The following is a 26,014-nucleotide window of genomic DNA, read 5'->3' as shown; positions in this document are numbered from 1 at the left end:
AGGTTCCGTGATGGATGTTCGCGTGAAACCTGTTTATCGAGGCATCGTAATCCTTGTACTGCTAATCGGTGCAGTAGCGATGTGTATACCTTTTGTATGGATGATCTTGTCCTCCTTCAAACCGGAGAGTGAGGTTACATCCTTAACACCGAGCTTTTGGCCGCAACAACCAACGATGCATAACTTTGAGCGTTTGTTCACGGAAATGAACTTTGGAGGATACCTGATCAATACGCTGATTATCGTATTCTTCTCATTTATAGGTCTGTTATTGAATGCAGCAGCAGGCTATGCGTTTGCCAAATTTAAATTCCCGGGTCGCAATGTACTGTACTATCTCGTACTCGGTACCATGATGATTCCGTCCCAGGTTACGATGATTCCGGTTTACCTGATCTTGAATGAAATGCATCTGACTAATACGATGGCAGGTATCGTATTGCCAGGTATGGTCAACGCATTTGGTATTTTCCTATTCCGTCAATTTATGACGACGATTCCGAATGATCTGATTGAAGCTTCCCGTCTGGATGGTGCAGGCGAGATTCGTACCTTCTTCCAGCTGATCATTCCGATCGCTAAGCCGATCTTCGCTGTACAGGGTATTCTGACCTTTATCGGCGGCTGGAACAGCTTCCTATGGCCGTTGATCGTAGCGAATGATGAGAGTCTGTATACGCTATCGGTTGGCTTGCAGCTGTTGAAGGGACAATACGGCGGTGACTTTGCCATTCAGATGGCGGGTGCATCCTTTATGGTTATTCCGATTCTGATTATCTTCATCTTTGCTCAGCGGCATATTATTGAAGGGTATACGATTTCGGGAATGAAGTAGGAGGGGGAAAAAGATGCGGGTGGTGTTGCAGGGTGCGGCTTTAGTGCATCAAGCACTCCGGGAAGGAATAAGGGGACGGACTCGGGTGGAGCCGCGGGAATCTTTTGGAATTGGGAAGGAATGAAGATTCCCGCCCCTCCAAAATCGTCCTTTCCCCTTATTTCCTTCCCTCCGTTCCCTGCATATTGCATCATGGTTGTTGTGCAAGATAGAGCGCATACTTTTTCTCAAAGGTTGTAGGGGCAGTAGGATGTTACTGGTATTTCAATTAAAAGCGTAGAAGTTCTGAATATAAACGTTCCTTGAATATTAGAGGTATGGAGATTTTTACGTACAACTCTTTAGAACTTTAATGAGAAGATGTATTCATTGATATTATTCGTTTATATTGTTCATATTATTCATTTAGATATATGTTCTGCTATACGCTATTTATAGGTGACTTTATTAATCAATGTATTAAAAAAAGAAATTAAGTTTTAGAATTCAATTTTGGTTGTCAGTTGAAGCTGAATAGGATGGACACCCACGGAACGATGGTAAGGAAATAAGGGGAAAGGAAGACTTTGGAATATAGGAATCTACCTTCACTCCAATTCTTAGATTCCTATGTTCCAATGGAGGACGTCTCCTTATTCCTTACCGGAGTGGTTGTAGCATCATCAATCGGGCTTATAAGTTTTCGAAGATGCATATGCACATTTTAATTAGAAATATAAAAAGATAAGTATGGAGGGATTCTGCATGTCTACTGTACAAAGTACACAAAGCACCCAGCAAGATCGTTTGTTCCAAAATGAGTATGGTTATTTTACGAAGGATGGACGCGAGTATGTGATTACGAATCCGCGTACACCTCGTCCGTGGAGTAATATTATTAGTAATGGTGATTATTCGTTTATGGTATCGCAGGCAGGTGGCGGTGCTTCCTGGCGTGGCAATGCTGGACAGAACCGGATCACACGATTGTTTCAGGATGTGATCAAGGATTCGTGGGGCAAATTCGTATACTTGCGTGATCGTAGCTCCGGTCAGTACTGGTCGGCAGCATGGAAGCCGGTCATGGCGGAATTTGAACATTATGAAGTTCGTCATGGTATCGGATATAGTGTATTCACTCAGCAGGTGAATGGCATTCGTAGTGAGATGACGGTATTCGTCGCTCCAGATGCTCCACTTGAGCTGATCAAACTTAAAGTTACGAATAACAGCGAACAGACGCGTGAATTGGATGCGACAACTTATTTTGAATGGGCACCTGGATTTGCCCCGGATGAGCATCGTGAATTCCATAAAATCTTTATGAACTCGGAATATAACGAGGGCTTAAACGCGATTCTGCTCGAAAAATACTTATGGAGCTTCCCGGATGAGAAGGGACGTAGCAACAATGTAAGCTGGCCGTATACTGCATTCCATGCAGCAAGTGAGCAGCCGTCTTCTTATGATGCAGATAAAGAATCCTTTGTGGGGATGTATGGTGAGGAATCTCGTCCACAGGCAATGGAGCAACCTGAGCTGGCAGGACATACGGGTCGTTTCGGAGATGCCGCTGGATCACTCCGCGTGGCGTTCAAGCTAGAGCCAGGCGCTTCGCATACCGTTGTATTTACAATTGGTGCTGCTGAGCATGAGAAGGAAGATGCAGCCGAACTCATTCGTGAATATACAAGTGTGGAAGCGGCAGATCGTACGCTGGCACGTGTGCATGAGTTCTGGAGCGAGCTGATCGATACCGAGCAGATCGAGACACCGGATCCAGCGATGAACATTATGACTAATGTATGGCTAAAATATCAATCGATCTCCTGCCGTCTGTGGGGCAAAACCGCTTATTATCAGGTCAGTGCAGGCTATGGTTATCGCGACCAGCTACAGGATTCGCAAATTTTCCTGACCAGCAAGCCTGAACTGATGCGTAAGCAGATTCTGATGCACGCCTCACAGCAATTCCAGGAAGGCGATGTGCTGCACTGGTGGTTTACAATTCGTGGTGGTGGGCCGCGTACTCGCTGCTCCGATGACCTGCTTTGGCTACCGTTCATCATGGATTCGTACCTGAAAGAGACACAGGACTATGACATTTTGGACGAGATCACACCATTCCTTGATGGCGGCGAAGCGACAGTATATGAACATTGCAAGCGTGCGATTGAGAAATCGTTCCAGCGCTTTAGTCCACGTGGTGTGCCGCTGATGGGCGAGCATGACTGGAATGATGGCCTGAGTGCGATCGGTTACGACTGGAAAGGGGAGAGCTTCTGGGTAGGCGAATTCCTGTATATGATTCTGGGCAGCTTCGCCCCAGTCGCAGAACGCCGTGGTGATTCAGCCTTTGCTGCGAAAATGCTGGAAGTACAGACCAGCCTGAAAAAAGCACTCAATGAGCATGGCTGGGATGGCGAATGGTACTTACAGGCAACAACAGATGATGGTCTAAAGGTCGGCTCAAAAGAAAATGAAGAAGGTCAAATTTTCCTTAATCCACAAATCTGGGCGGTGATCTCGGGTGTAGCTGATGAAGAACGCGGTCAGCAGGCGATGGCGAGCGTCAGCAAACATCTGCTGCGTGATTATGGATCATTGCTACTGTATCCAGCCTATACCAAAGTACGCCGTGATATCGGCTACATTACTCGCTATGCTCCAGGTCTGCGCGAAAATGGTGGCGTGTATACTCATGCAGCAACATGGGCAGTATGGGCATATACCCTTGCAGGTCAGCCGGAAAAAGCATACGAAGCCTACAGCAAAATCTGTCCGCCGAACCGCTCTCATGAGCCGAATAGTTATGTGGGTGAACCGTATGTAACACCGGGTAACTCGGATGGCCCAATCTCGCCAAACTATGGTCGTGGTGGCTGGACGTGGTACACAGGTTCATCCCAATGGCTGCAACGTATGGCAACCAACTGGATTTTAGGCGTGCGTGCAGAACACGAAGGTCTGCTGATCGATCCGAGCATTCCATCCGAATGGCCGGAATTCAGCTACCGTCGTAACTTCCGCGGTGCAACATATTTGATCCATGTGGACAATAGTGCAGGCGTATCGCGCGGTGTGAAGTCCATTACGGTGGACGGCAAAACGATTGAGGGCAACATTTTACCTGACTTTAAAGACGGTAAAGAGCATGAAGTGAAGGTTGTAATGGGTTAAAGGATGGTTTAGCCAGCAGTTAGTATTAGACTAGAATGTCTATATCCGAGCTTTCATCATTACAATGCTGTTGACTTACCTCATTCTACTTGATCTATAGGAAGTAGCAATTCACAGACTGTAATTCAACAAAGTTGACTTTCAGGATGACAAGCAGTATGAAGTAAATGGGAGTAATGGCTTTTCAAATAACTTCTATAATCGTTTTTATAAGAGTAATCTTGCCCAATGAGCAAGGTTGCTCTTTTTTTGCGACGAGTTCTATTTAACAACGTATTGCTTAGAAGCCAAGCTGATCAGGTTAATAGCTTGTACTGGCCTTACATAACATGACACTTACATACATACATACATAGAAGGCTGGTTCATTCAAAAATGAGGAGGAGTTTATAATGAAAAAGAAATTAACGATCGCTGCTGTTGTCGTAGGCATGGCGGTTACTGGAGCTACAGGCGTATATGCAGGTAGCAATCTTCAACAAATCAAGGCAGCGCTGAACTATGGCATTGGTATTGAAGTGAATGGACAGGCCTATACAGCTAAAGATGCGAACGGTAAAACAATGGCTCCAATCACGTATAACGGTACGACCTACCTTCCCGTTCGTGCGATCGGTGAAGCATTAAACACACCAATTGCCTATGATGCAGCCGCAAGTAAGGTGAAAATTGGCTCGGCAGGTGCAAGCTCCAGCTCATCGTCTACAAGCAGTGTTCCGCCCTCCACTGCAAGTAGCTCCTCCAACGTACAGCGTCCACAGCATATTCCTGCGGATTTCCCAATTCCAGCTGATGCCAAAGTATTTGACGTGATTGAAAGCTCCAAGGATGGCGTGAAGTCCGTCGTATTTAGCTATTTGACGAAGCAAAGCCTGGATCAGCTTGGCAATAGCTATAAGCAATACTTTGTTTCCAAAGGAGCGACCAAGCAATCTGAAGAGATTCGCTCGGATGCGTTTACGATCATTGATTCAGGATCAACCTTCTCTGTCACCGCAACCGGACAGCCTGGAACAGGAGATAGACAGGGATATAATGAAGTGAATATTATCTGGCAGGGCCAATAATATCTTTGTTGAGAATGTATAAATGAAGATAGAAGAAGCGATAAAAGATAAAAGACGATAAAAGCTAAAAAAATGAATTACCTTCTAATAAAATTGGATGCAGCTGGATTAAAATAATAACATCCGCTGAAATGCATATAAACTATACAGCCTCTCTGCTCGCTTGGCACAGTAGCCAATAGAGAGGTTTTTTCTTTGATAAACAGAGTCGAAAGATTGATTATTCTAACAATGACTTGAACGATAACACACTGCATACTACACATTACATAATACACATTACATAATACATACATATACTTTTTCCATGTGCTACAGTTTATCTTTATCCAGAAGCGATAATCGATCAAACCAGATGAGCTCATTCTATTCATTTTTCTAAAATTGTTGCCTAATGGGGATTGCTTATGTAAATTTGGTACCGTGAACAAAATGCCAATAAGCATCTAGTTTATTCATTTATAAAGTTGTATAATTATTCATACTTATTTAATAAATCTCATGTTTATGCAATGTGATTAAGGATCAGATAAATATCGATAGGCACTCGTTGTAAGAAGTGAGTGAAGATCGCTTGTCTGTTCCATCGCAGTATACAGCGTACTTATATCGCTCGTTCAACTACAGTATCACCATGGATTAGATAACAAAGGAGACTGACTATTGATGACCTGGCACATTAAGCACTTTAACGAATTAACCACAATTGAGCTATACCGCATTTTACAAGAACGCACCAATATTTTTGTCGTGGAGCAAAATTGTCCCTACCCTGAAGTGGATGGCAAAGACCTGCAATGCTACCATCTGTATCGGTTGGAAAATGAGCAAATCACAGCCTATGCGCGCCTTCTGCCTGCGGGCATTGCCTACACGCAGGCATCGATCGGTAGAGTGATTGTACCTGCGACACATCGTGGCAAGGGTTATGCTGGCGAGCTATTTGCGCGTGCGATCGACTTCATTCAGCAGGAGCTAGGCGAAACCGAAATCAAGATTCAAGCGCAGGAATATCTGTGTCCATTTTACGGCTCATACGGTTTTGAAGCGATCTCCGAATCTTATCTGGAGGATGGCATTCCACACGTTGACATGCTGCTGAACCAACGTTTAGAGCCGCTCGGTGTATCTTGATAGCACGACCGCTAACAATGACAGCTGCATAAATATTAAAAAAAGGTGTCCGCGCATTTCAGCTGGACACCTTTTTGCCATGTTAAATATAACGTTTTCGATATCGTCACATCTGTAAATGTAAACATACAGATTGGGCTGGTGAGATTTGGACAAAATAGCTAAAAATTAAAATTGGAAATTCGTAACTGGCTGGTGTAGAATGGAAAATGTAAAGCGGATCACAGACAAAGTAAGGGGGCATGACCAGCTCGGTATGACTTCCACATGTGCTCAATGTTACGGACAAGTGAATGACGAAAGCTGGATATGAGCTCGCTTTTTGAGTGCATCACCCAAATTTCGTGATAATCGGGCTAAAAAACCTAAATTATTCTGTATGCAGGCCAAAGAAAACGTTTTCTTAAAGCAACATCCCGTTTCCTCTTCCATAGTCTTATTTTAGACTATTTTGTGATTAAACAGATAGAGGTATAATTGAAAGTGTTGCAATTCCGTCACAAAAATATTCACAAAAAATTCAAGACGGAGGGAATCCTCGATGACAATCGACGAATCGAACAGACCATCGCTATGGCAATCCTATTACGGGCCCAACTTGGGGTACCTACAGGAGCAGTATGAAAAGTACAAACAAGACCCGAACTCGGTAGACGAGGGTTACCGTGAACTCTTTGAACGTAATGGGGAACCTGTAGCTCCGGCTGCGCCTGTTTCCGGCACGGCAAGTGAGCATGGGACTAGCACTCCGGGGAAAGTAGACACCAATCTATTGAAGAAAGCGGTTGCAGCAGAACGGCTGGTATGGAATATCCGTACATACGGACATCTTGCAGCAGATATTGACCCGCTTGGTCTGAGCGCGCCATCTGATGTGCGTTTGCTTGACCCTGAACAGTATGGACTCAGTCAGCGCGATCTATCGCAGCTTCCAGCATCTCTGATCTGGGAAAATGCGCCGGATGAAGCACGTGACGGCTGGGAAGCGATCCAGATCCTACGTAAAAAGTACACTGGGCCGCTCGCTTACGAATTTGCTCATGTTCATGACGAGCAGGAGCGTAACTGGCTGAACCGCCAGGTTGAAACGAATTCGGCTTCTCAGACGCTAACAGACGAGGAACGCCTTGATCTGCTACACCGTCTGGTCGAAGTAGAGCAATTCGAAGAATTTTTGCACAAAGCATTTGTCGGACAAAAACGTTTCTCCATTGAAGGAAATGACGCGCTCGTTCCGATGCTGGACACGATCGTGCGTATTGCTGCGCGCGGCGGAGCTCGCCACGTTCTGATGGGCATGGCTCACCGTGGTCGTCTGAATGTACTGGCGCATGTACTCAACAAGCCGTATGCGAAAATCTTCTCTGAATTCCATCATTCTCCGAACAAGGACATGATGCCATCTGAAGGCTCTATGGGCATTAACTTCGGTTGGACAGGCGATGTTAAGTATCACTTAGGTGCGCGTTACTCGCTGACAGATGAAGGGCAAAGCTATGAAACTCGCCTGACTTTGGCGAACAACCCGAGTCACCTTGAATACGTTAACCCGGTTGTCGAAGGCTTTACACGCGCGGCACAGGATGATCGTAGTGAAAAAGGTTATCCGCGTCAGGATAAGGACAAGGCAGCAGCGATCATCATGCACGGTGATGCAGCATTTGCCGGCGAAGGTATCGTAGCCGAAACATTGAACTTTAACCAGCTGCCGGGCTTCCAAAACGGCGGTACCATTCATATTATCGTTAACAACCGTCTTGGCTTCACGACAGACAGCAAGGACTCCCGTTCCACCCATTATGCCAGTGACCTGGCGAAGGGTTACGAGATTCCGGTTATCCACGTTAATGCGGATGATCCAGAAGCATGTATACGTGCAGCAGAAATGGCGATGCAATATCGTAATCTGTTCAAAAAAGACTTCCTGATTGACCTGATCGGTTATCGCCGTTATGGTCACAACGAAGCCGATGATCCAGAAACAACACAGCCGCTCATGTATGGCAAAGTGAAAAATCATCTGCGTGTTGCTTCTATATATGGCAACCGTCTGGCAGAGCGTAATATCGCTCCTACGGATCAGTATGAGAAGTACAAAAATGAAATACAGGATCAGATGAAAACGACCTATGACGAAGTGAAGCGCGATGAGACGCAATCGACATTTGGTCCAGTCAATCCTGCTGGTGAAGGAGCAGCACATGCTTCTAATCAGACTGCTGTTTCGGCAAGCCTGCTGAGCAAGATCAATGAAGGATTGCTGGCATGGCCAGAGAACTTCAATGTATATCCGAAGCTGCAACGTATTCTGGAGCGTCGTCGTGGTGCGCTGGAGCCAGAAGGTCGCGTGGATTGGGGTCATGCGGAGACACTTGCATTTGCAAGTATTCTTGCAGAAGGCAAACCAATCCGTATCACAGGTCAGGACGCAGAGCGTGCTACATTTGCACACCGTAACCTGGTTCTGCATGATGCGAAAACAGGCGAGGCATTCTGCCCACTGCATCGACTGCCAGAAGCCAAAGCATCGTTCGCCATCCATAACAGTCCGCTCTCTGAGGCGGCGGTTATCGGTTTTGAATATGGCTACAATGTGTATGCACCGGAAACGCTTGTGATCTGGGAAGCACAGTACGGCGACTTCGTAAATGCTGGACAGGTGCTGATTGACCAGTTCATCTCTGCGGGTCGTAGTAAATGGACACAAAAATCCAGTCTCGTGATGCTTCTGCCGCACGGCTATGAAGGTATGGGACCGGAGCACTCCAGTGCACGTCCAGAGCGCTTCCTGCAACTGGCTGGTGAGGAGAACTTCACCATTGCCAACCTGACCTCTGCGTCTCAATATTTCCACCTGCTGCGTCGTCAGGCGCTGAGCACGGAAACGGAAGAAGCGCGTCCACTCGTAGTGATGTCGCCGAAGAGCTTGATCCGTAATCCACGTGTTACAGCACCAGCTTCGGAGCTAAGTGAAGGCAGCTTCCGTCCAATTTTGGAGCAAGCCGGTCTGGGCGGTAACAAGGATGCGGTTGAACGCGTGATCCTTTGCACAGGTAAAGTGGCGATCGATCTGGAAGAGGCACTTGAGAAAGAAAAAGATACGGATTTCTCATGGCTGCACATCATTCGTGTAGAGCAGCTGTATCCGTTCCCGAAAGAAGAAATCAGTAATGTTCTAGCTGGCTTCAAAAATCTGCAACAGGTGATCTGGTTGCAGGAGGAGCCACAGAATATGGGCTACTGGACATATACGGAGCCAAGACTGCGTGCACTTTCAGGCGGAATCGAAGTGAGCTACATCGGCCGTCCGGAGCGCTCCAGCCCGGCAAGTGGTTACCAGCATGTTCATGCTATTGAGCAACAGCGTATCCTGACATCAGCACTCAAACCAAATTCGTTGAAAAACAACATATCCCTGGGGAGGTAAGCAGCTGTGAGCGAAATCAAAGTACCGGAAATGGGCGAATCGATTACTGAAGGAACCGTATCAAAATGGGTAGTTAAAGAAGGAGATACCGTTAGTCAGGGTGACGTTCTGCTGGAACTGGAAACTGACAAGGTAAACCTGGAAATCAGCGCTGAGGAAGACGGTGTGATCGAATCGATCACCCGTCAAGAAGGCGAAACTGTACAGGTGGGTGAATCCGTTGGTGTGATCGGCGCGGGTAATGGTGCTCCAAAAGCACCTCCAGCTCCACCTGCTAAAGAAGATAAGCCAGCTCCTCCAGCACCTGCTAATGAGCAAGCGCGTGAGCCAAAAACGGATCTGGCCACAGCAGTAGCGGTGAGCAAGCCAGAAACAGGTGACACGATTGCTACGCCAGCAGCACGCAAGTTAGCTCGTGAGCGTGGTATCGATCTGACTGCGGTACAGGGTAACGATCCAATCGGTCGTGTGAAGCATGATGATGTGCGCAAGCATGACGATAAGCCAACTAATCTGGGTGCAGCTCCAAGCAAGCCAGCTCCGCCAAAAGCGCCAGCTGCTGACAGCAACCCTGCGAAGCCGGCTGATCGTGTACCGATGTCCCGTCGTCGTCGTACGATTGCGAATCGTCTCGTTGAGGCGCAACACAATGCAGCGATGCTGACTACGTTCAATGAAGTGGATATGACAGCGATCCTGGACGTGCGTAAACGCCGTAAGGATAAATTCAAAGAGAAGCATGATGTAGGCCTCGGCTTTATGTCCTTCTTTACGAAAGCTGTTGTCGGTGCACTCAAAGCGTATCCGATGGTCAACGCTGAAATCGATGGCGATGATGTAATCATCAAAAAATACTATGATATCGGTATCGCTGTATCTGCGAAGGAAGGTCTGGTTGTACCAGTCGTACGCGATGCAGATCGCCTTGGTTTTGCCGGTATTGAAAAAGAGATCGCCAGCCTGGCATCTAAAGCTCGCAACAACAGTCTTGCTCTGTCGGAACTGCAAGGGGGTACATTTACAATCACTAACGGTGGTGTATTTGGTTCCCTGCTGTCCACACCAATCCTGAACGCACCACAGGTCGGTATCCTGGGTATGCACAAAATCCAGGTTCGCCCCGTAGCGATCGACGATGTACGTATGGAAAACCGTCCGATGATGTACATTGCACTGTCCTACGATCACCGTATTATTGATGGCAGCGAAGCAGTAAGCTTCCTGGTAAAAGTAAAAGAATTGCTCGAAGATCCAGAAACACTGCTGATCGAGGGCTAATCGCTTGGTACCCAAGCCTTGGATTCTACAATCAAGGGCATAACATCATAAAAGAGCCTCTCCTATTTGAAGGAGAGGCTCTTTTTGATATAAGTGGATGGAATTACTTTTACATTTGATTGGATCGTCTACCATGCGTGTAAAGGCAGGGAAATAATGCATGGCGACTTTTGCAGGCCATATTTATGAATGTTCACTGCATCAATATGCCTATCAAGAAATAGCGAACAGAATTTGTAGCATTAGGTTCGTCTGTATCTTAACGATATGAATGATTAGAGCGTTAAGTTACTTTTTGTTGACAGGCGGCTGTTGCTGTTGATTGGCTCGTCTTTGTCGTGCTAGTTGATTCGATTCTTGATTTAGTGATTTAAGCAGACTGACCGCCATCATGATAATAACAAATGAGAATGGGAGAGCGGCGACAATCATCGTATTTTGTAGAGCCTGTAATCCACCGGAATAGAGTAGAACAAGCGCAATAGCAGTTAGCAATAAACCCCAGATCACTTTCAGCAGGTTACTTGGATTTTGCGAACCATTTGTCGTCATCATACCAAGTACGAAGGTACCGGAATCGGCTGAGGTGATGAAGAAAATAGCAATCAATCCAATTGCCAGTAGTGAAATGGCAGAAGCAAATGGGAAGGTCGATAGCATCCCGAACAGCGATTGCTCTGTTGTGAGCGCAGAGATCAGCTTGGTGCCGCTACGCTCCAAGGCAATTGCCGAGCCACCAAATACAGCGAACCAGATAAAGCTAATAATTGAAGGCGCTAGCAGTACATAGGCGACGAATTCACGAATGGTACGACCTTTGGATACACGAGCGATAAAGATGCCGACAAACGGCGACCACGCAATCCACCAGGCCCAGTAAAAGATCGTCCACGTATTAATCCATTCACGATTTTCCGAATTGAGTGGAGCTAGACGGAAGCTCATATTAATGAAGTTTTGCAGATATTTACCGATTGTATCCGTGAACAGATTTAGTGTAAACAATGTAGGCCCTAAAATAAATACCAGCAACAGTAATGCCCCTGCTAGAATCATATTCACATTGCTGAGAATACGAATCCCTTTGTCCAGACCACTGAGTGCGGAGCCGAGGAAAAGAACGGTTACGATAATAATAATAATGAACTGACTTACAAAGCTGGATGGCATACCATACAGGAATGACAAGCCTCCATTAATTTGTACAGCACCAAAGCCGAGTGAGGTCGATACCCCGATAACAGTAGCAAGAACCGCGACAATATCAATCGCTTTGCCGAATTTACCTGTAGCATATTTGCCTAAAATAGGTTTGAGTGTAGCGCTGATCAAGCCGGGATTACCATGTCGGAACATAAAATAGGCGAGTGATAATCCCACTAAACCATATACCGCCCATGCATGAATGCCCCAGTGGAAAAAGGTATACTGCATCGCGTCACGAACCGCTGCACTTGTGCCCGTTTCACCAGTAGGCGATTGTAGTGCATAGTGGCTGATTGGCTCGGCAGTTCCGTAGAAGACCAGACCAATACCGACACCAGCACTGAACAGCATAGCAACCCAGGTTGGGCGAGAAAACTCCGGTTTATCCTCTGGTTTGCCCAGCTTGATCTTACCGACCGGGCTAACCATTAGATACAGACAGATTGCCACAAAAGCGGTGACAATAATCAGATAATACCAGCCAAATGTATTCGTAATAAAACCTTCCGTATTGGCAGTTACATTCTCAAAAGATTGCGGTGCGACGACACCAACGATAACAAATAGTAGCAAAATAATTGCAGATACATAAAATACACTTGTTGTTTGCTTCATAGGCTATAAACAGCTCCTTGTCTTGATTGTCATGCAGTACATAGTCAGACAGCTAACTGCATGTAGGTCTAGTGTTAGTCATACAGATACATATAAAGTTGGATGAGTGTCTGTTCTCAAGTATACTGTTCATAGGTAAAAATAATGCTGAATCGATGCTTAAAGGCGCGGGTTCCAGTATAACGAAATCAGCAAATGATTGCAAAAATAATGATACAATAAGTATTTTTGGTATAAATATGAAATTATAGAATATACTATAATATGAATTAAAGCGACTTTTACCTGTTGTTTCCAGAAGCAATAAAAAGCGATACTATTAAATAAGCTGCTATGCGTTATAATAAACATGCTATGAAATGTTTTACATTAAAATGGATCATATACTTGCATACCAACCAGTGAGGAGGCTACATACATGCTAATCGAAGAAAGAAGCTACAATATTAAAGGACTGGAATATACAATTCGTTGTGCCAAACCAGAAGATGCACATAGCCTGGCAGAAGTACGCCTGCAAATTGATGGAGAGACTGAGAATCTGGATCGTCGCCGTGGAGAGGCATATTTGGAGCCAGAAGGCTTTGAAGCGCTGATTAAAGCGGATACAGAAAAGGAAACGAATCTATTTCTCGTAGCAGAAGCGAATGATCGCATTGTTGGCTATTCACGCTGCGAGGGCAGTCCGCTAAGTCGGATGGCGCATAAGGTTGAATTCAGCGTTGGTATTATTAAGGATTACTGGGGGCATGGCATCGGCCGTCAGCTGCTAGATCATTCAGTTGCCTGGGCAGATGAGACAGGCATTCAGAAAATGACGCTCCAGGTGATCGAGACAAATATCAAAGCGATCGATATGTATAAAAAGGTAGGCTTTGAGATTGAAGGTGTGCTCAAGCGCGACCGTCTGCTTGCTGATGGCAATTATTATAATACGATTGTGATGGGACGCTTCCGTCTGTAATTTCTAAGGTTCCCTCTGTACTTTCTAATTAGAAATTACACTGTGAATTAGACTAGGTATTCTAGCTGTATGGGAATTAAGCTGTAGTCGAATAATCCCGTGCCGATAAGATTAGGATAAGACCTCTTGCAAATTAGGATATATAAATGGGAATGCGATTTGTACATTTTGTATGAAGGTAGTCTTTTAATGCCAGTAAACGATACAGGCTCTGGTGTATCATTGTGCTTATATGCTAGGTGTTCACAATTGTTCTTTAATGCGAAATAATCTTTGGTGGAGATTGACAATCTTTGCTGGATGTTAATAATTTTGTGTTGATTTTAAATAATTCTTGGCAGTTTGTAAGCGGTTGTCACTTCATGAATCCGCCTGTATGCTCTTCGCATAACAGGCGGATTTTTTATGTTGAGATCCACTCTGCCCCAGTTTGTGTGACAATGAGCGGACTGACAGCTGCGATTAGATGGCAAGCAAGCGGGGTATATGAAAATAGACACAGGTGTAAATCGATACACATGAATCGGCTAGCAAATAAATGAGACTGGACGATGCGATTCGTAATAGAAGGTCACTATTGGATCCAGCTTGTTACAAATTTGCTCGTGTGATTTACCCTAATCAAGCAAGAAGGCTTGGACTAATGACAGGAGTGAAGGCAATGAGTACAATTCAAAATGATGAAGCAAGTCGGCGGGCTTTTTTACGCAAAGTCATTCTCATATCGACGCTGGGTGGCTTGTTATTCGGTTATGATACCGGAGTGATCAACGGGGCGCTGCCATTCATGTCGGCAGCAGATCAGCTCAATCTGAATTCGTTGACTGAAGGTATGGTTACCAGCTCGCTGCTGCTTGGTGCAGCATTTGGTGCGGTGCTCGGTGGACGTCTATCTGACCGGATCGGTCGAAGACAAAGTATTCGCTACCTATCGATTTTATTCTTTTGTGCGACGATTGGTTCGGCGCTCGCGCCTAATGTACCGTTTATGGTCGCTTGTCGCTTTATTCTAGGACTGGCAGTGGGTGGTGCATCGGTTACCGTACCTTCTTATCTCGCAGAGATTGCGCCAGCACAGAAGCGTGGCGGTATCGTTACACGTAATGAGCTTATGATCGTAAGTGGTCAGCTGCTTGCTTTTGTATTCAATGCGATTCTTGGTACAACGCTAGGTCATAATGGTCATATCTGGCGCTATATGCTAGCGATGGCAGCGATCCCGGCAGTATTTCTGTTTATCGGTATGTTCCGTGTACCGGAAAGTCCGCGTTGGCTCGTAGCGAATCAAGAGAATAAACGTGCTTTTCGTGTATTGCAACGTATGCGCAGTAAAAAGCAGGCTACGCGCGAGCTGGAGGAAATTAAGGAAAACACGGAAACCGAGGAAGAAGTCGAACAGGCAAGCTTCCGCGATATGGCAACACCATGGATTCGTCGTATCGTTTTGATCGGAATCGGGATTGGTGTTGTGCAGCAGATTACTGGTGTAAACTCGATTATGTATTACGGTACAGAAATCTTGCGTCAATCCGGTTTTGGCACGAATGCGGCACTGATCGGTAATATTGCCAATGGTGTCATTTCGGTGGCAGCGACATTCTTCGGCATGTGGCTGGTCGGTCGTGTTGGTCGCCGCCCTATGCTGATTACTGGGCTGGCAGGAACGACAACGGCCTTGTTACTGATTGCTATTTTCTCGAATATGCTAGCTGGAACGGCGGCATTGCCGTATGTGATTCTGGGCTTAACCGTTACCTTCCTTGCCTTCCAGCAGGGAGCGGTATCGCCGGTAACCTGGTTGATGCTATCTGAAATTTTCCCGCTGCGACTGCGTGGATTTGGGATGGGGATCAGTGTATTTTGTAGCTGGATGGTCAATTTCTCGGTTGGACTATTGTTCCCAATTATGACGGGTAGCATTGGCTTGTCGATGACCTTTTATGTATTCGTGGCGCTTGGTGTGGTTGCGCTGGCATTTGTATTGAAGTTCTTGCCGGAGACGAGAGGGCTTACACTGGAGCAGGTGGAACAGAAGTTTCGTGAGTTTGGCAAGAAGCTTACAGGGGCTGGGCGTGATTCGAAAGGTGGTACGGCTGCGTTGAAATAATCTCCTTTTACGTACTGTACAGGGAGCTTTATAGGCAGCTGATAAGGTGAACGGCATAACGTTTACATGGCAATCCCATTAACCTTAGAATTCAGGTTCTGAAATGTAGAGTTTGGAATTTAGCATCGCTTAGCTGAGGCTGGAATTTAGGATGATCATGGTGACATCCTACTAGTATGCTGATAGCCTCTTAGTGGCATACTGGTAGTGTCTTAATAGCCTCTTAGTGGTGTTCTGGTGGCATCTGGGGACATCCACTCCAAAAAGCAATAAGGGCACGGACTCGGGTGGAGTAGCAAATCTACGAATATGGAAGAAATGTAGATTTCCTACTCCAAAGTCGTCCGTCGCCCTTATTTGCTTTTTTCCGTTAGGTGCTGGGAGTGTATGGGGCTGGATTTAGGTGAAAAGATGGGTGGTGGAGGGAATTTATGATGGATTGTAGGTTTATGGGGTGTATGATTTTATGCGATGAATTTATTGAAGCTTGAGAGGGGAGGGTGTAGTGGTGCTATAGAATAAGGGAGTTTGAGAATTTGATAAGCTCTGCAAATTCCGTAGACTCTATGAACCTCAAGAACCTCAAGAACCTCAAGAACCTCAAGAACCTCAAGAACCTCAAGAACCTCAAGAACCTCAAGAACCTCAAGAACCTCAAGAACCTCAAGAACCTCAAGAACCTCAAGAACCTCAAGAACCTCAAGAACCTCAAGAACCCCTTATACCTCCTGAACTTCGTAAACCTCGTAAACCTCGTAAACCTCGTAAACCTCGTAAACCTCGTAAACCTCGTAAACCTCGTAAACCTCGTAAACCTCGTAAACCTCGTAAACCTCGTAAACCTCGTAAACCTCGTAAACCTCGTAAACCTCGTAAACCTCGTAAACCTCGTAAACCCTATACTTACTACTTTATATCTTTAAAACTAATTATTTCATTATATGAAAAATTCATAATAGAAATACAGATGACTTTCTAGTTACATACCTTATAGATCGTCATATTCGTATCTAGTTTATCAAGCTGGTATAATAGGAAAAGGGTAAAACCTTGAACGATTAAAGTAGGATTCACTTTAATCTCGCGGATTTTAAATGTATCTCTGAGGCTTTATGCAAGTAAGCAGTATAAGGATTTCAATCAAAGAAGTGCAGGTGATTGGTGGGGAGAGTAAAAGTGATGGGATAATAGTAACAAGTGAAGTATATTTATATACTTTTTAGATCTAAAGCTTTTTCTTGAGCCCAGATGCTTGAGCTTAGATGTTGATCATTCGCTGTTAGTGAAACGAGTAGATTAGAAATATAGTAGAAGTGATAATAGTAGTGCACAATAATAGCATGAATTAAGAGCAAAAGACCGGATTATGATATACATAGTTTACAGAATATCAACCATTATCGCCTGGAAAAGGTGTATAGTTATAGTCATTTGAAGCTCGTTTTCAGGTTAGAGAGATTTGTTTATGAGCTTATTTGTGAGTAGGATTTAGTGGAAGATGATGATTTTTAATACGTATTAGTGATAGAGATGTGCGAGTCGTATTTTATGAAACATTGGGTTGGATTAGAGAGGTATATGGGAATACACGAATGGATTTGAAGAGCGTGATCATCTGCATTTTATCTTTCATATAGGAGAAACAGGCGAATCATGAAGCAGAGAGACAAATCTAGTTTGCATCATCGTAAGCAAAGTGTTTCTGCTGTAGATGCGGAGGAGAGAGAGCGAAATGATGCTGCTTCGCCTACAGCAGATCAAGTGGTTATTAGTCGTGCTGGCAATTCTGCAACGTATACTGAAACGATCTTTAGGAAAACAATGTTTAGCAAGCAACGATTAGGTTATGGGCTTGCTGTTCTTGTAACGATTGTGCTGGGATTAGCTTCACGCCGCTATGCAAATGCGTTGCCGCCATTTGTTGCTGCTCATGCAGGAGATATGCTGTGGGCAATGATGGTGTACTGGGGATGTAGAATGCTACTATATCGCGGTTATGGGATGGCGATACTTGCTGCATTGCTATTTTGCTATGGGATCGAGTTCAGTCAGCTGTATCAGGCAGAATGGATTCGCCAGCTTCGTGATAGAACGATTGGAGGGCTGATCTTGGGACATGGCTTTCTAGTTGTTGATCTGATTCGATATACCGTAGGTGTAGGGCTTGCTGCTGGGTTGGATTGGCTTGCTCGTTACATGTTACGACAATAAATAATTGAGCGATTGGAGGGTATTATATGTTTTCACCACCATTTGAACCATCTGACTACGCATCCTCGGATGATAACGAATCATCGATTGCACCCGACCCTTCGGAATCATTGCGTCATGAGCTGGATGGAGAAGCGGAGTCCTTTATACTCAAGCTACGGGTCGATCTGTGCTGGGAGCCAGATCATGCGGTAGCTCTGCTCACGCTAATGTACTCTTATATCCATTCGACTGTTGGCGCCCAGGTGCTTCAGCGGAAAGTAGCTGGCGATATCTGGTTTGTCATTCAATTTATTCGAAACTGGTCTTCTCATGAAGCATTCCGCCGCGCTAATCCGTATCCAGATGAATATTATAATGAAGTGTATGAGCTACTGCACATATTAGGAGATTGGTATTTTACAGGCGAATGTCCATTTACCCATCCGGAATCGGTAATGGAAGAGATTCGCAGCTTGCAGCAGTTTAATGGGAGAGCTTGATTGTTGCGCGATAGCAATGGATCATCTGTAACCCTCGTCCTCGTATACATGCTGTAGGATATATTTCAGTTCATAGATCAATATAGCTACAAAATAAATATAAGCCTCAATCGATCCAGTCTCTAGCAGACCTGTAATCAATTGGGGCTTATTACTAAATGGGCATGGCATACAATACATAGTAACTTTTTAAGTAAACTTAAGTTAAACGTGTAAGTTAACTGTGATGAACTTGTAAATAGTCCATCGCATCAACACTACTTATCCTTACTTTGCCTGCTCCTGAATATCCTGCCAGAGCTGGCTATTCACATAGGTGCCCTGTTCTGTGACATCTTCACCAAACCACGAGGGGGCTTCATATGCATGATAATCGGCTTCGCTTTCAAACTCGATTTCAATCGTGATCAATCCATGCTGCACCGTATTATGGTAAATGTCCAGATCATAGCTACGACCATCTAGCTGAACCTTATGGCGCGTTTTGCGCAGTGGAATCACATGCAGACGTTCCGTTAATTGCTCGTATAGCTCGCGTCCGATCTGAAATTCGGTTTCGTCACGAGAAATACCTTTGCCTGCTTTATGGGTCATTGTGAAGCTTTCTTCGCCATTACTGAGCAAGCGGCGTACACGTAATGATTCATGATCAGTAGAGGCGAGATAGGTCTGATCGATCTCCTGTGTGCGAGTAATGAACAGATCGTCAGGAAGGTGAGAGAGCAGGTATTTACGTTCGATTTCTTTAGCCATAATTGTGGAGCCTCCTGAGTAATGGGATGTAGCCAATCAGCAATCGTCGCTTGTTACACCTATCCTGCTGTAATTTTATAATAGGGTGACTGTTAGCGAATAGCAGCACGATTGAGTATCAAGCTTGCTTGCTAATTTGCAATGCTACTATGATTACTCCTATAATACTATACATATCGTAGCTTTGCAGATTGTACCGATACTACCAACCATTGAAACTTATACATAAATGAGGTGATCCTATGAGATTAGCAGAAGCATTGATTTTACGTGCAGATGTTCAGAAGCGTTACAATCAGGTCAAATCAAGATTAACTGCAAACGCCAAAGTGCAGGAAGGCGATACGCCACCCGAGAAGCCAGAGGAGCTGCTGCGTGAGCTGGAACAGCTACTGAAGGAGCAGGGTTCACTTGTACGCCGTATTAATCGTACCAACTGTGCAGTTGCATTTGATGAGAAGCGTACGATTGCTGATGCACTGGCTGATCGAGATATACTGGCGCAGCATCGTCATGCACTGAGCGAGTTGATTGAATCCGCAAGTGTACGTCAGGATCGATTCACACGCACAGAGCTTCGTTATGTATCTACCGTCGATATTGCCGCGCTCCAGCGCCAGGCGGATCAGCTGGCAAAGGAATACCGTGAACTGGATATTCGCTTGCAGGAGCTGAATTGGAGTACCGAATTAGTGGATTGATTATGATCATGAGCTACAGGATCATGATCGATTAGATAGACGGATTGCATATGATCCATTAAACCAAAAACTGAACGAGCAACTCTATACTCTCTGTCAGCAGGTAATGATCTCATGAAGCGAGCACGAACCGCCAACTGGTTAAGTTGGACTTGCGGTAAGGATGAGGGGCCATCCTGAGGTTCAATTCCTCATGTACAATTTTGCCTTGTAAAGTGACAAATGTACATCTTACACATAACGATTTACTACCGTGTGCTGGTCATATGATCATGAGGGCGGGTTTGGGGTTTGACAGAGAGCAAGTGTATTCACAATTGGGTTGTATTAGAGATTTGCTAGCAAGTAGTGTACAATACATAGTAAGATTAATTGAGAACGATTATCAGGAGGTTTATTTATGTCCATATCCGAAACGATTCGCAACCGCCGTTCGATCGGTAAAGTGAAGCCCGATCCAATTTCTCGTACACATATCGAACAAATTCTAGAAGCAGGCATCTGGGCGCCCAACCATCGTCTGACGGAGCCATGGAAATTTTTTGTACTGGAAGGCGATGGACGCTATAAGCTGGGCGATGCACTGGCCAATGTTGCACGTGCAGAGGGCGCAGATGAGGACAAAGCAGCCTCCGCGCGTAGTAAAGTAGATCGTGCGCCTGTTATTATTGCCGTCGCTGTCGAGCCTGTCGATAACTCCAAGGTGATTGAGCTTGAAGAATACGGTGCTGTATTCGCAGCGATTCAAAATATGCTGTTAGAGATTCATGAGCTTGGGCTTGGCGCAGTCTGGAGAAGTGGTGAGCCTTGCTACCATGTAGAAATGAACAAAGCCTTCGGTCTTAGCGAAAAAGGCAAAATGCTCGGCTTTATCTATCTCGGTGTTCCTGAACGTACCGATCAGACGAGCAAACGTACACCATTTGCTGAGAAAACAGAATGGATTACGACGTATCCAACAACAAGTAATTAATCGTTACTTTTGATCGGTCGCAATGATTTTTGACCAATAACAATGATCTTCGATCAATCACAATAATCATAGAAGCAACACGTTAGAAAGTAATGCAGGAGGTGAATGTATGGCATTATACGCTCCCGTTTGTCCTTGCTGTCAGCATGTATTCACCAAGCAGGAAGCCCGTATGCTCACCAAAGCAAGTGCTCGTGACGATGGCTTTTGTCCAGCATGCTATGCAGAGCTGTATCCGACGAGAGGCTCACGTGCTATCGTTTCCGGTATATCTCTGGCTGTAGGGTTGCTGGTGCTTACGATCTGTCTGTGGAGTGGAGGGACGCTGGCTACCATCGGTGTACTAATTGCCGTTGCTGTTCAGCTCGTTGTCAATTATACGCTTCGACCACTATTTTATTCCTATCAAGCCTATGACGAACCTTTATTCAAGCTGTAGTAGTACGAATGATAGACAATACGAATCAAGCCCGACTTAGAAAATATCACCAAAAGCAGTATGTTGCGCAGACATAGACCGTCTGTGGCAACAGCTGCTTTTTATTTGGTACGAATAAGAAATTGACACACAATCGTCTAAAAGACAATATACATCGATATGCTACGTAACACTTCTGACAAAAACACGGTTAACCCTGCCCTCCGTTTGTGGTAAGATGGGACACGACCACAAATCAAGGAAAACGGAGACTATATCATGACACATAAATCCAGCTCCAATTCGGGGAGCTCTCAACCAGGCCGTAAGCCAGGGCGCGATCAAGCGACATCGTCACATGCAAAGCCTCGCACTGCAAAGTCCGGCTCACGCCAAGAACATTCATTCACTCATCGTTCCGCAGGCTCTCAGAGCAAGTCGGATTCCTATACGTCTAAAAAACAGCACGCCAAAGGTGCATCCCATGCTGGAGCGCCATCTAACCGTTCTGCCGAAGCGAAACGAACACAATCTGGCACAACGCAGCAGAAGTCTACCAATGCAAGTACGTCACGTCATAAAACAGACTTCCAATCGTCCCAACCAAAGTCTGGACATTCGGCAAGCCATAAGCCCAACAACTACAAAGCACGTCAATCCTCCCCATCCAAGCGTCCCACAAAGTCTGCTCCTGCACGCGATCATGCGGAAGAACTGCAAGTGGGCGATCCGATTATCGTAACGATCAAGCGTCTGGGAATTAACGGAGAAGGTGTAGGCTATTATCGCCGCAAAGCCGTCTTCATCGATGGTGCATTACCTGGTGAAGTGATCAAGTCTAATGTAACTGAGGTTCAGCACAAATTCATCAAAGCCACAATTCGCGAGCTTGAAAAGAAATCACCACAGCGTATTGAGCCGCCCTGTCCGGTATTCGACGTGTGTGGTGGCTGTCAGATTCAGCATATTTCCTATGAAGGACAGCTACAGGCGAAAACGGATATCGTACGCGAAGCCTTTGCACGCTATACGGAGCTGGATGCGGTGAAAATCAAGCCGATGCTCGGTATGGAGCACCCATGGGCATATCGGAATAAAGCCCAGTTACAGCTAGATCGTGAAGGAAACGGTGCTGTGATCGCGGGACTGTATGAGATGAACAGCCATCGGATCGTCGATATTAGCGGCTGCCCCATCCAGCATCCACAGGTGAATAGCACCATCGAAACGGTTAAAACCGTGCTTCAAGAGCTGAACATTCCTCTCTATACGGATAAAGAAGCTCGCGATGGTGTGAAAACGGTTGTTGTACGTTACGGCTTCCAGTCGAACGAGCTACAAATCACGCTGATCACCACATCGAGCCAGCTTCCACGTCAGGAAGAATTGATCGAACGTCTGCGTGCCACACTGCCAGATCTGTCCGGCATTGCGATGAATATCAATACCAAGCGCACCTCGCTTATTTTCGGCGAGCATACGACTACGCTATGGGGAAAAGAAGCTATGGTCGAGTCGCTGGGTGATCTGGAATTTGCCCTGTCCCCACGAGCGTTCTTCCAGCTGAATCCGCAGCAGACGATCAAGCTATACGAATCGGTTCGTGCGGCTGCCGCATTAACAGGTAAAGAAACGGTGATCGATGCTTATTGTGGAACAGGTACGATCGGTCTGTGGCTCGCGCCGTATGCGAAGGAAGTACACGGTATTGAGACAATCGCTGAGGCTGCGGAGGATGCAACGCGCAATGCAGCACGTAATGGGCGTACAAATGCCACATTCCATGTGGGGAAAGCAGAGGAATTACTGCCACGCTGGGTGAAAAAAGGCATGAGCCCCGATGTGATTATCGCCGATCCACCTCGTACCGGCTTGGAGCAGGAATTTCTAAACACCGTACTCAAGACGAAGCCAGATCGTATGGTCTATGTATCGTGTAATCCATCGACACTGGCGAAGGATTGTAAGGTGCTACTGGATGGCGGATATGAGATTCAGTGGGTACAGCCGGTAGATATGTTTCCACAGACGAGTCATGTGGAGGCAGTGACGTTGTTAGTGCGCAAGAACACTTAAAGTAAGAGAGATATTGGCAAAAGAAAAAAGAGAGGGGATATGCCCCTCTCTTTATTTTAATTAAACAGCCACCTAAATTTAAACGATATAATGATTGTGCTCAAGGCGATTTTAATAAATAGAGGAATAGCTAATCACATCGTATATGCTATCTAATAAAAGTAAGACTAATTTGAAAGTAAAGAGGAGTCCAGATGATTGATTTTCTAAAAAATAAAGAGATGAACGCATACAATCAGTTGATGGCATTAGCCGAACGACCAGATTTTTTATTTTCCAATGATAGCAGTCAATACCATGCCGAAGCTAATTACAATATGTATACGATTCAAAATCTAAACAAACTAATTAAGAAAAATAAAATTTCGATAACTGAGCTCGAACAGATTTTCAATTTTATTGAGCATTCATGGGTAGCTTATTTGAGTACATATTTTACATCGAAGTCTTTTATCTTTTATGCGTGGGCAGATTATCAAATTCCTGCACTTCGGCTGTCTGTCGTTTCGTTTTATGAAGGTTTGGAGCTGCCATTCAGATGTGCGTTAGATAAGACAAATTGCTTAGCTCAAGTTATGACTTCGTACTATGAGGAGCTACAGATTGATCAGAATGTGATGGCTAAAGCAGAATGCAATGAGATCAAGATAGAAAGCTCCTATATACTAACTGTGTATTCAAAAGTGATTAGATGCTAGAGTAAGCCGTTATTGGCGAGTGAATGCATAGCAGAGGTAGCTATGATTAGACATAACAAAAGGGGCTTATCGCCCCTATTGTATTGCTTAATTTAGCTGTATAAAATACCTTATTTCTTCACTATCTACGTGGAAACCAACAGACTGATACAAGGATAAAGCTGATTGGTTGGTCGTCACCACTTCCAGATGGGCAGAGTGTAATTCGTTGGTTTTCAGATAGATTAGCGCTTGTACAAGTAAATATTTGGCTAAACCGCGGTTTCTCCATGACCTGCGCACGAAGACATCTTCGATGATGCCATAATCATCTTCCTGCCATGCCATGAGTCCACCGACGATGATACCTGTGTGATGAATGACCATAGATGTCCAGTGTCGGTTACTTTTGTATTCAGCTAATCGCCCTGGAATGAGTGGAGCATCTGGCCAAATCTCCATTTCTACATCCAGATATTCTTGTTCCTCGCCAGCACTTCCCATTTTCCAATATGAAAACTCAAAGCCTTCAGGAAGCTGTACATCAATAATAGATTCATTCAAATCTCGATTCATACCATATAAACGATTCAGAGGAGCATAGCCCTTTTGCACAAAAAATTCATTATTAGCTACTTCTGTGGAATCATTGCCCACACACAGCATTGTCTCATATTCACGCGACAAGCCTTCTTTTAATTGCTTCGCTCGTATGTAAAGCTTCTGATACATAGCATGGAGTAGAGCGTAATCCTGTTCTCGGTCAGGAGTTGTTTTGAGATTAATGTAGATCGAATGGCATGTATCTACTGCACGACCGGGTGGTATACTATTCACAATGCTAACCTGCCCCTTCGCAATCATCTTTCCTGCTTCAAACGCACAATACACATTACACCAGTTCTCTTCTTCGCCGACCCACCAGAATACAGCATTTTCCTGAGCAGTAACAGCTTGATGCAATTCGCCGAGTAAAGATATATCTTGCTTTTGAAAATGACGAATAATTAATTCTGTTGATGCTTCGTTCAAAATAATATCCCTCTCAGTCTTGGGGGAGCTTCGCAGGTTGCAGGGCTAGTTATACGATTTCCCCTTAATAAATTCGCCTTTTGTTAATATTAGATGGATCAGAACAAACGCCTCCTTTGATGGTGATTACTATTGAGATTAGCATATGGTGATTGTTGTATCAAACAGCACTCGCAATAAAATATAAATAGTTTATGTAGAAAGTAGATGAGAAGCGTGGAGGATGAGTAGTAGTATTATTGTCCATTAATGCAAAGAAAAATAGACGTAGGAGATTGCTACGATATCAATGCTGTTGTTGAAAAATGTGCTATAAAAGAAATTTTAAATATCATTGAAAAACAGTTTAAGATGAAAATTAATCTATCCCAAGCCAAGGAAATTTGTCCGGGTTGTACGTACTACCCATTCAGCAATTGAATGCAATAATGAATAAAGAGGAGAGACAGAATGCTAAAAATAAGAAATCTTGATTTAATAACCTCTAAGGTGCATGATTTTTCAATGCTGGATTTGCATTTTATCACGAGCTTTCATTATACAGTTGCGATAGATACAGTCGCTTTATTCGATGTTCATAATAAATCTACGCTCGTTATTGATTTTGTTTTAGTGCCCAAGGATCGTCACGCTACATATAAGGTTACCATTCGTTTTTATACATTAGGAAGTCTTAATTTATCTACTGATGGGAAGGTAATACAATTAAGTGGTTTTGAAATATTGGATATCGCAGATCGAGGCTGGGAGTCTATTACGTATCAGGTTCGAGATTTTGAGAAGGAGGAGGATTTTATGTTCTATTGCAATAAGATTGAAGTCGTATCCATCGAGGAAGTGCATTGGATCATATAGAATAGCGATGCTGTAATTAGAGTAATAAGGAGAAGAGATCGCCG

20 protein-coding genes are annotated in these 26,014 nt (G+C 44.8%); 17 read left to right on the top strand and 3 right to left on the bottom strand.

The features are described from left to right. Window positions 1-10 precede the first annotated feature (10 nt). The 6 genes from SK066_RS13930 to odhB all read left to right on the top strand — a co-directional run bounded on the left by SK066_RS13930 (window position 11) and on the right by odhB (window position 10,900). The gene (locus SK066_RS13930) at window positions 11-835 is read left to right on the top strand and encodes a carbohydrate ABC transporter permease (RefSeq protein ID WP_250343337.1); all 825 of its coding nucleotides are present in this window, start codon (window positions 11-13) and stop codon (window positions 833-835) included. 744 nt (window positions 836-1,579) lie between these two features. Next, a complete protein-coding gene (locus tag SK066_RS13925) occupies window positions 1,580-3,994 on the top strand; it encodes a glycoside hydrolase family 94 protein (RefSeq protein ID WP_320541963.1) in 2,415 nt (804 codons plus the stop codon). Between the two features lie 392 nt (window positions 3,995-4,386). After that, window positions 4,387-5,061, top strand: a complete 675-nt coding sequence (locus SK066_RS13920; protein WP_320541962.1) for a stalk domain-containing protein — start codon at window positions 4,387-4,389, stop codon at window positions 5,059-5,061. A gap of 666 nt (window positions 5,062-5,727) precedes the next feature. Continuing rightward, on the top strand, window positions 5,728-6,195 hold the full coding sequence (locus SK066_RS13915) for a GNAT family N-acetyltransferase (RefSeq protein ID WP_320541961.1): 468 nt from the start codon (window positions 5,728-5,730) through the stop codon (window positions 6,193-6,195). A gap of 541 nt (window positions 6,196-6,736) precedes the next feature. Next, a complete protein-coding gene (locus SK066_RS13910; protein WP_320541960.1) occupies window positions 6,737-9,622 on the top strand; it encodes a 2-oxoglutarate dehydrogenase E1 component in 2,886 nt (961 codons plus the stop codon). 6 nt (window positions 9,623-9,628) lie between these two features. Then, window positions 9,629-10,900: a 2-oxoglutarate dehydrogenase complex dihydrolipoyllysine-residue succinyltransferase gene (gene odhB, locus SK066_RS13905; RefSeq protein ID WP_188776770.1), complete on the top strand. Its 1,272-nt coding sequence runs from the start codon at window positions 9,629-9,631 to the stop codon at window positions 10,898-10,900. A 288-nt stretch (window positions 10,901-11,188) separates the two neighbouring features. On the opposite strand, the gene SK066_RS13900 is transcribed toward odhB, so the two are convergent. Next, entirely contained in the window at window positions 11,189-12,721 is a 1,533-nt protein-coding gene (locus SK066_RS13900; protein ID WP_188776771.1) for a glycine betaine uptake BCCT transporter, read from the bottom strand. A gap of 418 nt (window positions 12,722-13,139) precedes the next feature. Here SK066_RS13900 and SK066_RS13895 point away from each other — a divergent pair, with 418 nt between their 5' ends. The 5 genes from SK066_RS13895 to SK066_RS13875 all read left to right on the top strand — a co-directional run bounded on the left by SK066_RS13895 (window position 13,140) and on the right by SK066_RS13875 (window position 18,485). Then, window positions 13,140-13,685: a GNAT family N-acetyltransferase gene (locus SK066_RS13895; protein WP_188776772.1), complete on the top strand. Its 546-nt coding sequence runs from the start codon at window positions 13,140-13,142 to the stop codon at window positions 13,683-13,685. A gap of 661 nt (window positions 13,686-14,346) precedes the next feature. After that, a complete protein-coding gene (locus SK066_RS13890; RefSeq protein ID WP_320541959.1) occupies window positions 14,347-15,792 on the top strand; it encodes a sugar porter family MFS transporter in 1,446 nt (481 codons plus the stop codon). Between the two features lie 536 nt (window positions 15,793-16,328). Next, window positions 16,329-16,715 carry a hypothetical protein gene (locus SK066_RS13885; protein WP_320541958.1) on the top strand — a complete coding sequence of 129 codons (387 nt, stop codon included), beginning with the start codon at window positions 16,329-16,331 and terminating at the stop codon, window positions 16,713-16,715. Window positions 16,716-17,445: 730 nt separating this feature from the next. After that, a complete protein-coding gene (locus SK066_RS13880) occupies window positions 17,446-18,003 on the top strand; it encodes a ribosomal maturation YjgA family protein (RefSeq protein ID WP_320541957.1) in 558 nt (185 codons plus the stop codon). A gap of 26 nt (window positions 18,004-18,029) precedes the next feature. After that, on the top strand, window positions 18,030-18,485 hold the full coding sequence (locus tag SK066_RS13875) for a hypothetical protein (RefSeq protein WP_320541956.1): 456 nt from the start codon (window positions 18,030-18,032) through the stop codon (window positions 18,483-18,485). A gap of 267 nt (window positions 18,486-18,752) precedes the next feature. On the opposite strand, the gene SK066_RS13870 is transcribed toward SK066_RS13875, so the two are convergent. Beyond that, window positions 18,753-19,238, bottom strand: a complete 486-nt coding sequence (locus SK066_RS13870; protein WP_320541955.1) for a CYTH domain-containing protein — start codon at window positions 19,236-19,238, stop codon at window positions 18,753-18,755. A 242-nt stretch (window positions 19,239-19,480) separates the two neighbouring features. Here SK066_RS13870 and SK066_RS13865 point away from each other — a divergent pair, with 242 nt between their 5' ends. The 5 genes from SK066_RS13865 (at window position 19,481) to SK066_RS13845 (ending at window position 24,104) form a co-directional block, all read left to right on the top strand. Continuing rightward, entirely contained in the window at window positions 19,481-19,939 is a 459-nt protein-coding gene (locus tag SK066_RS13865) for a DIP1984 family protein (protein ID WP_320541954.1), read from the top strand. Between the two features lie 400 nt (window positions 19,940-20,339). Beyond that, on the top strand, window positions 20,340-20,912 hold the full coding sequence (locus tag SK066_RS13860) for a nitroreductase family protein (RefSeq protein ID WP_320541953.1): 573 nt from the start codon (window positions 20,340-20,342) through the stop codon (window positions 20,910-20,912). A 109-nt stretch (window positions 20,913-21,021) separates the two neighbouring features. Continuing rightward, window positions 21,022-21,351 (top strand): GtrA domain-containing protein, encoded by a 330-nt coding sequence (locus SK066_RS13855; protein WP_320541952.1) that lies wholly within the window; start codon window positions 21,022-21,024, stop codon window positions 21,349-21,351. Between the two features lie 258 nt (window positions 21,352-21,609). Continuing rightward, entirely contained in the window at window positions 21,610-23,406 is a 1,797-nt protein-coding gene (rlmD, locus tag SK066_RS13850; protein WP_407673672.1) for a 23S rRNA (uracil(1939)-C(5))-methyltransferase RlmD, read from the top strand. Between the two features lie 194 nt (window positions 23,407-23,600). Further along, window positions 23,601-24,104 carry a hypothetical protein gene (locus SK066_RS13845; protein ID WP_320541951.1) on the top strand — a complete coding sequence of 168 codons (504 nt, stop codon included), beginning with the start codon at window positions 23,601-23,603 and terminating at the stop codon, window positions 24,102-24,104. An 87-nt stretch (window positions 24,105-24,191) separates the two neighbouring features. On the opposite strand, the gene SK066_RS13840 is transcribed toward SK066_RS13845, so the two are convergent. After that, on the bottom strand, window positions 24,192-25,115 hold the full coding sequence (locus SK066_RS13840; RefSeq protein WP_320541950.1) for a GNAT family N-acetyltransferase: 924 nt from the start codon (window positions 25,113-25,115) through the stop codon (window positions 24,192-24,194). A 450-nt stretch (window positions 25,116-25,565) separates the two neighbouring features. Between SK066_RS13840 and SK066_RS13835 the strand changes: the two genes are divergently transcribed. Beyond that, window positions 25,566-25,970 (top strand): hypothetical protein, encoded by a 405-nt coding sequence (locus SK066_RS13835; RefSeq protein ID WP_320541949.1) that lies wholly within the window; start codon window positions 25,566-25,568, stop codon window positions 25,968-25,970. Window positions 25,971-26,014 lie beyond the last annotated feature (44 nt).

Source organism: Paenibacillus hunanensis, assembly GCF_034055775.1.
Lineage (GTDB): Bacteria > Bacillota > Bacilli > Paenibacillales > Paenibacillaceae > Saccharibacillus > Saccharibacillus hunanensis.
This window is presented reverse-complemented; position numbering and strand designations above follow the sequence as displayed.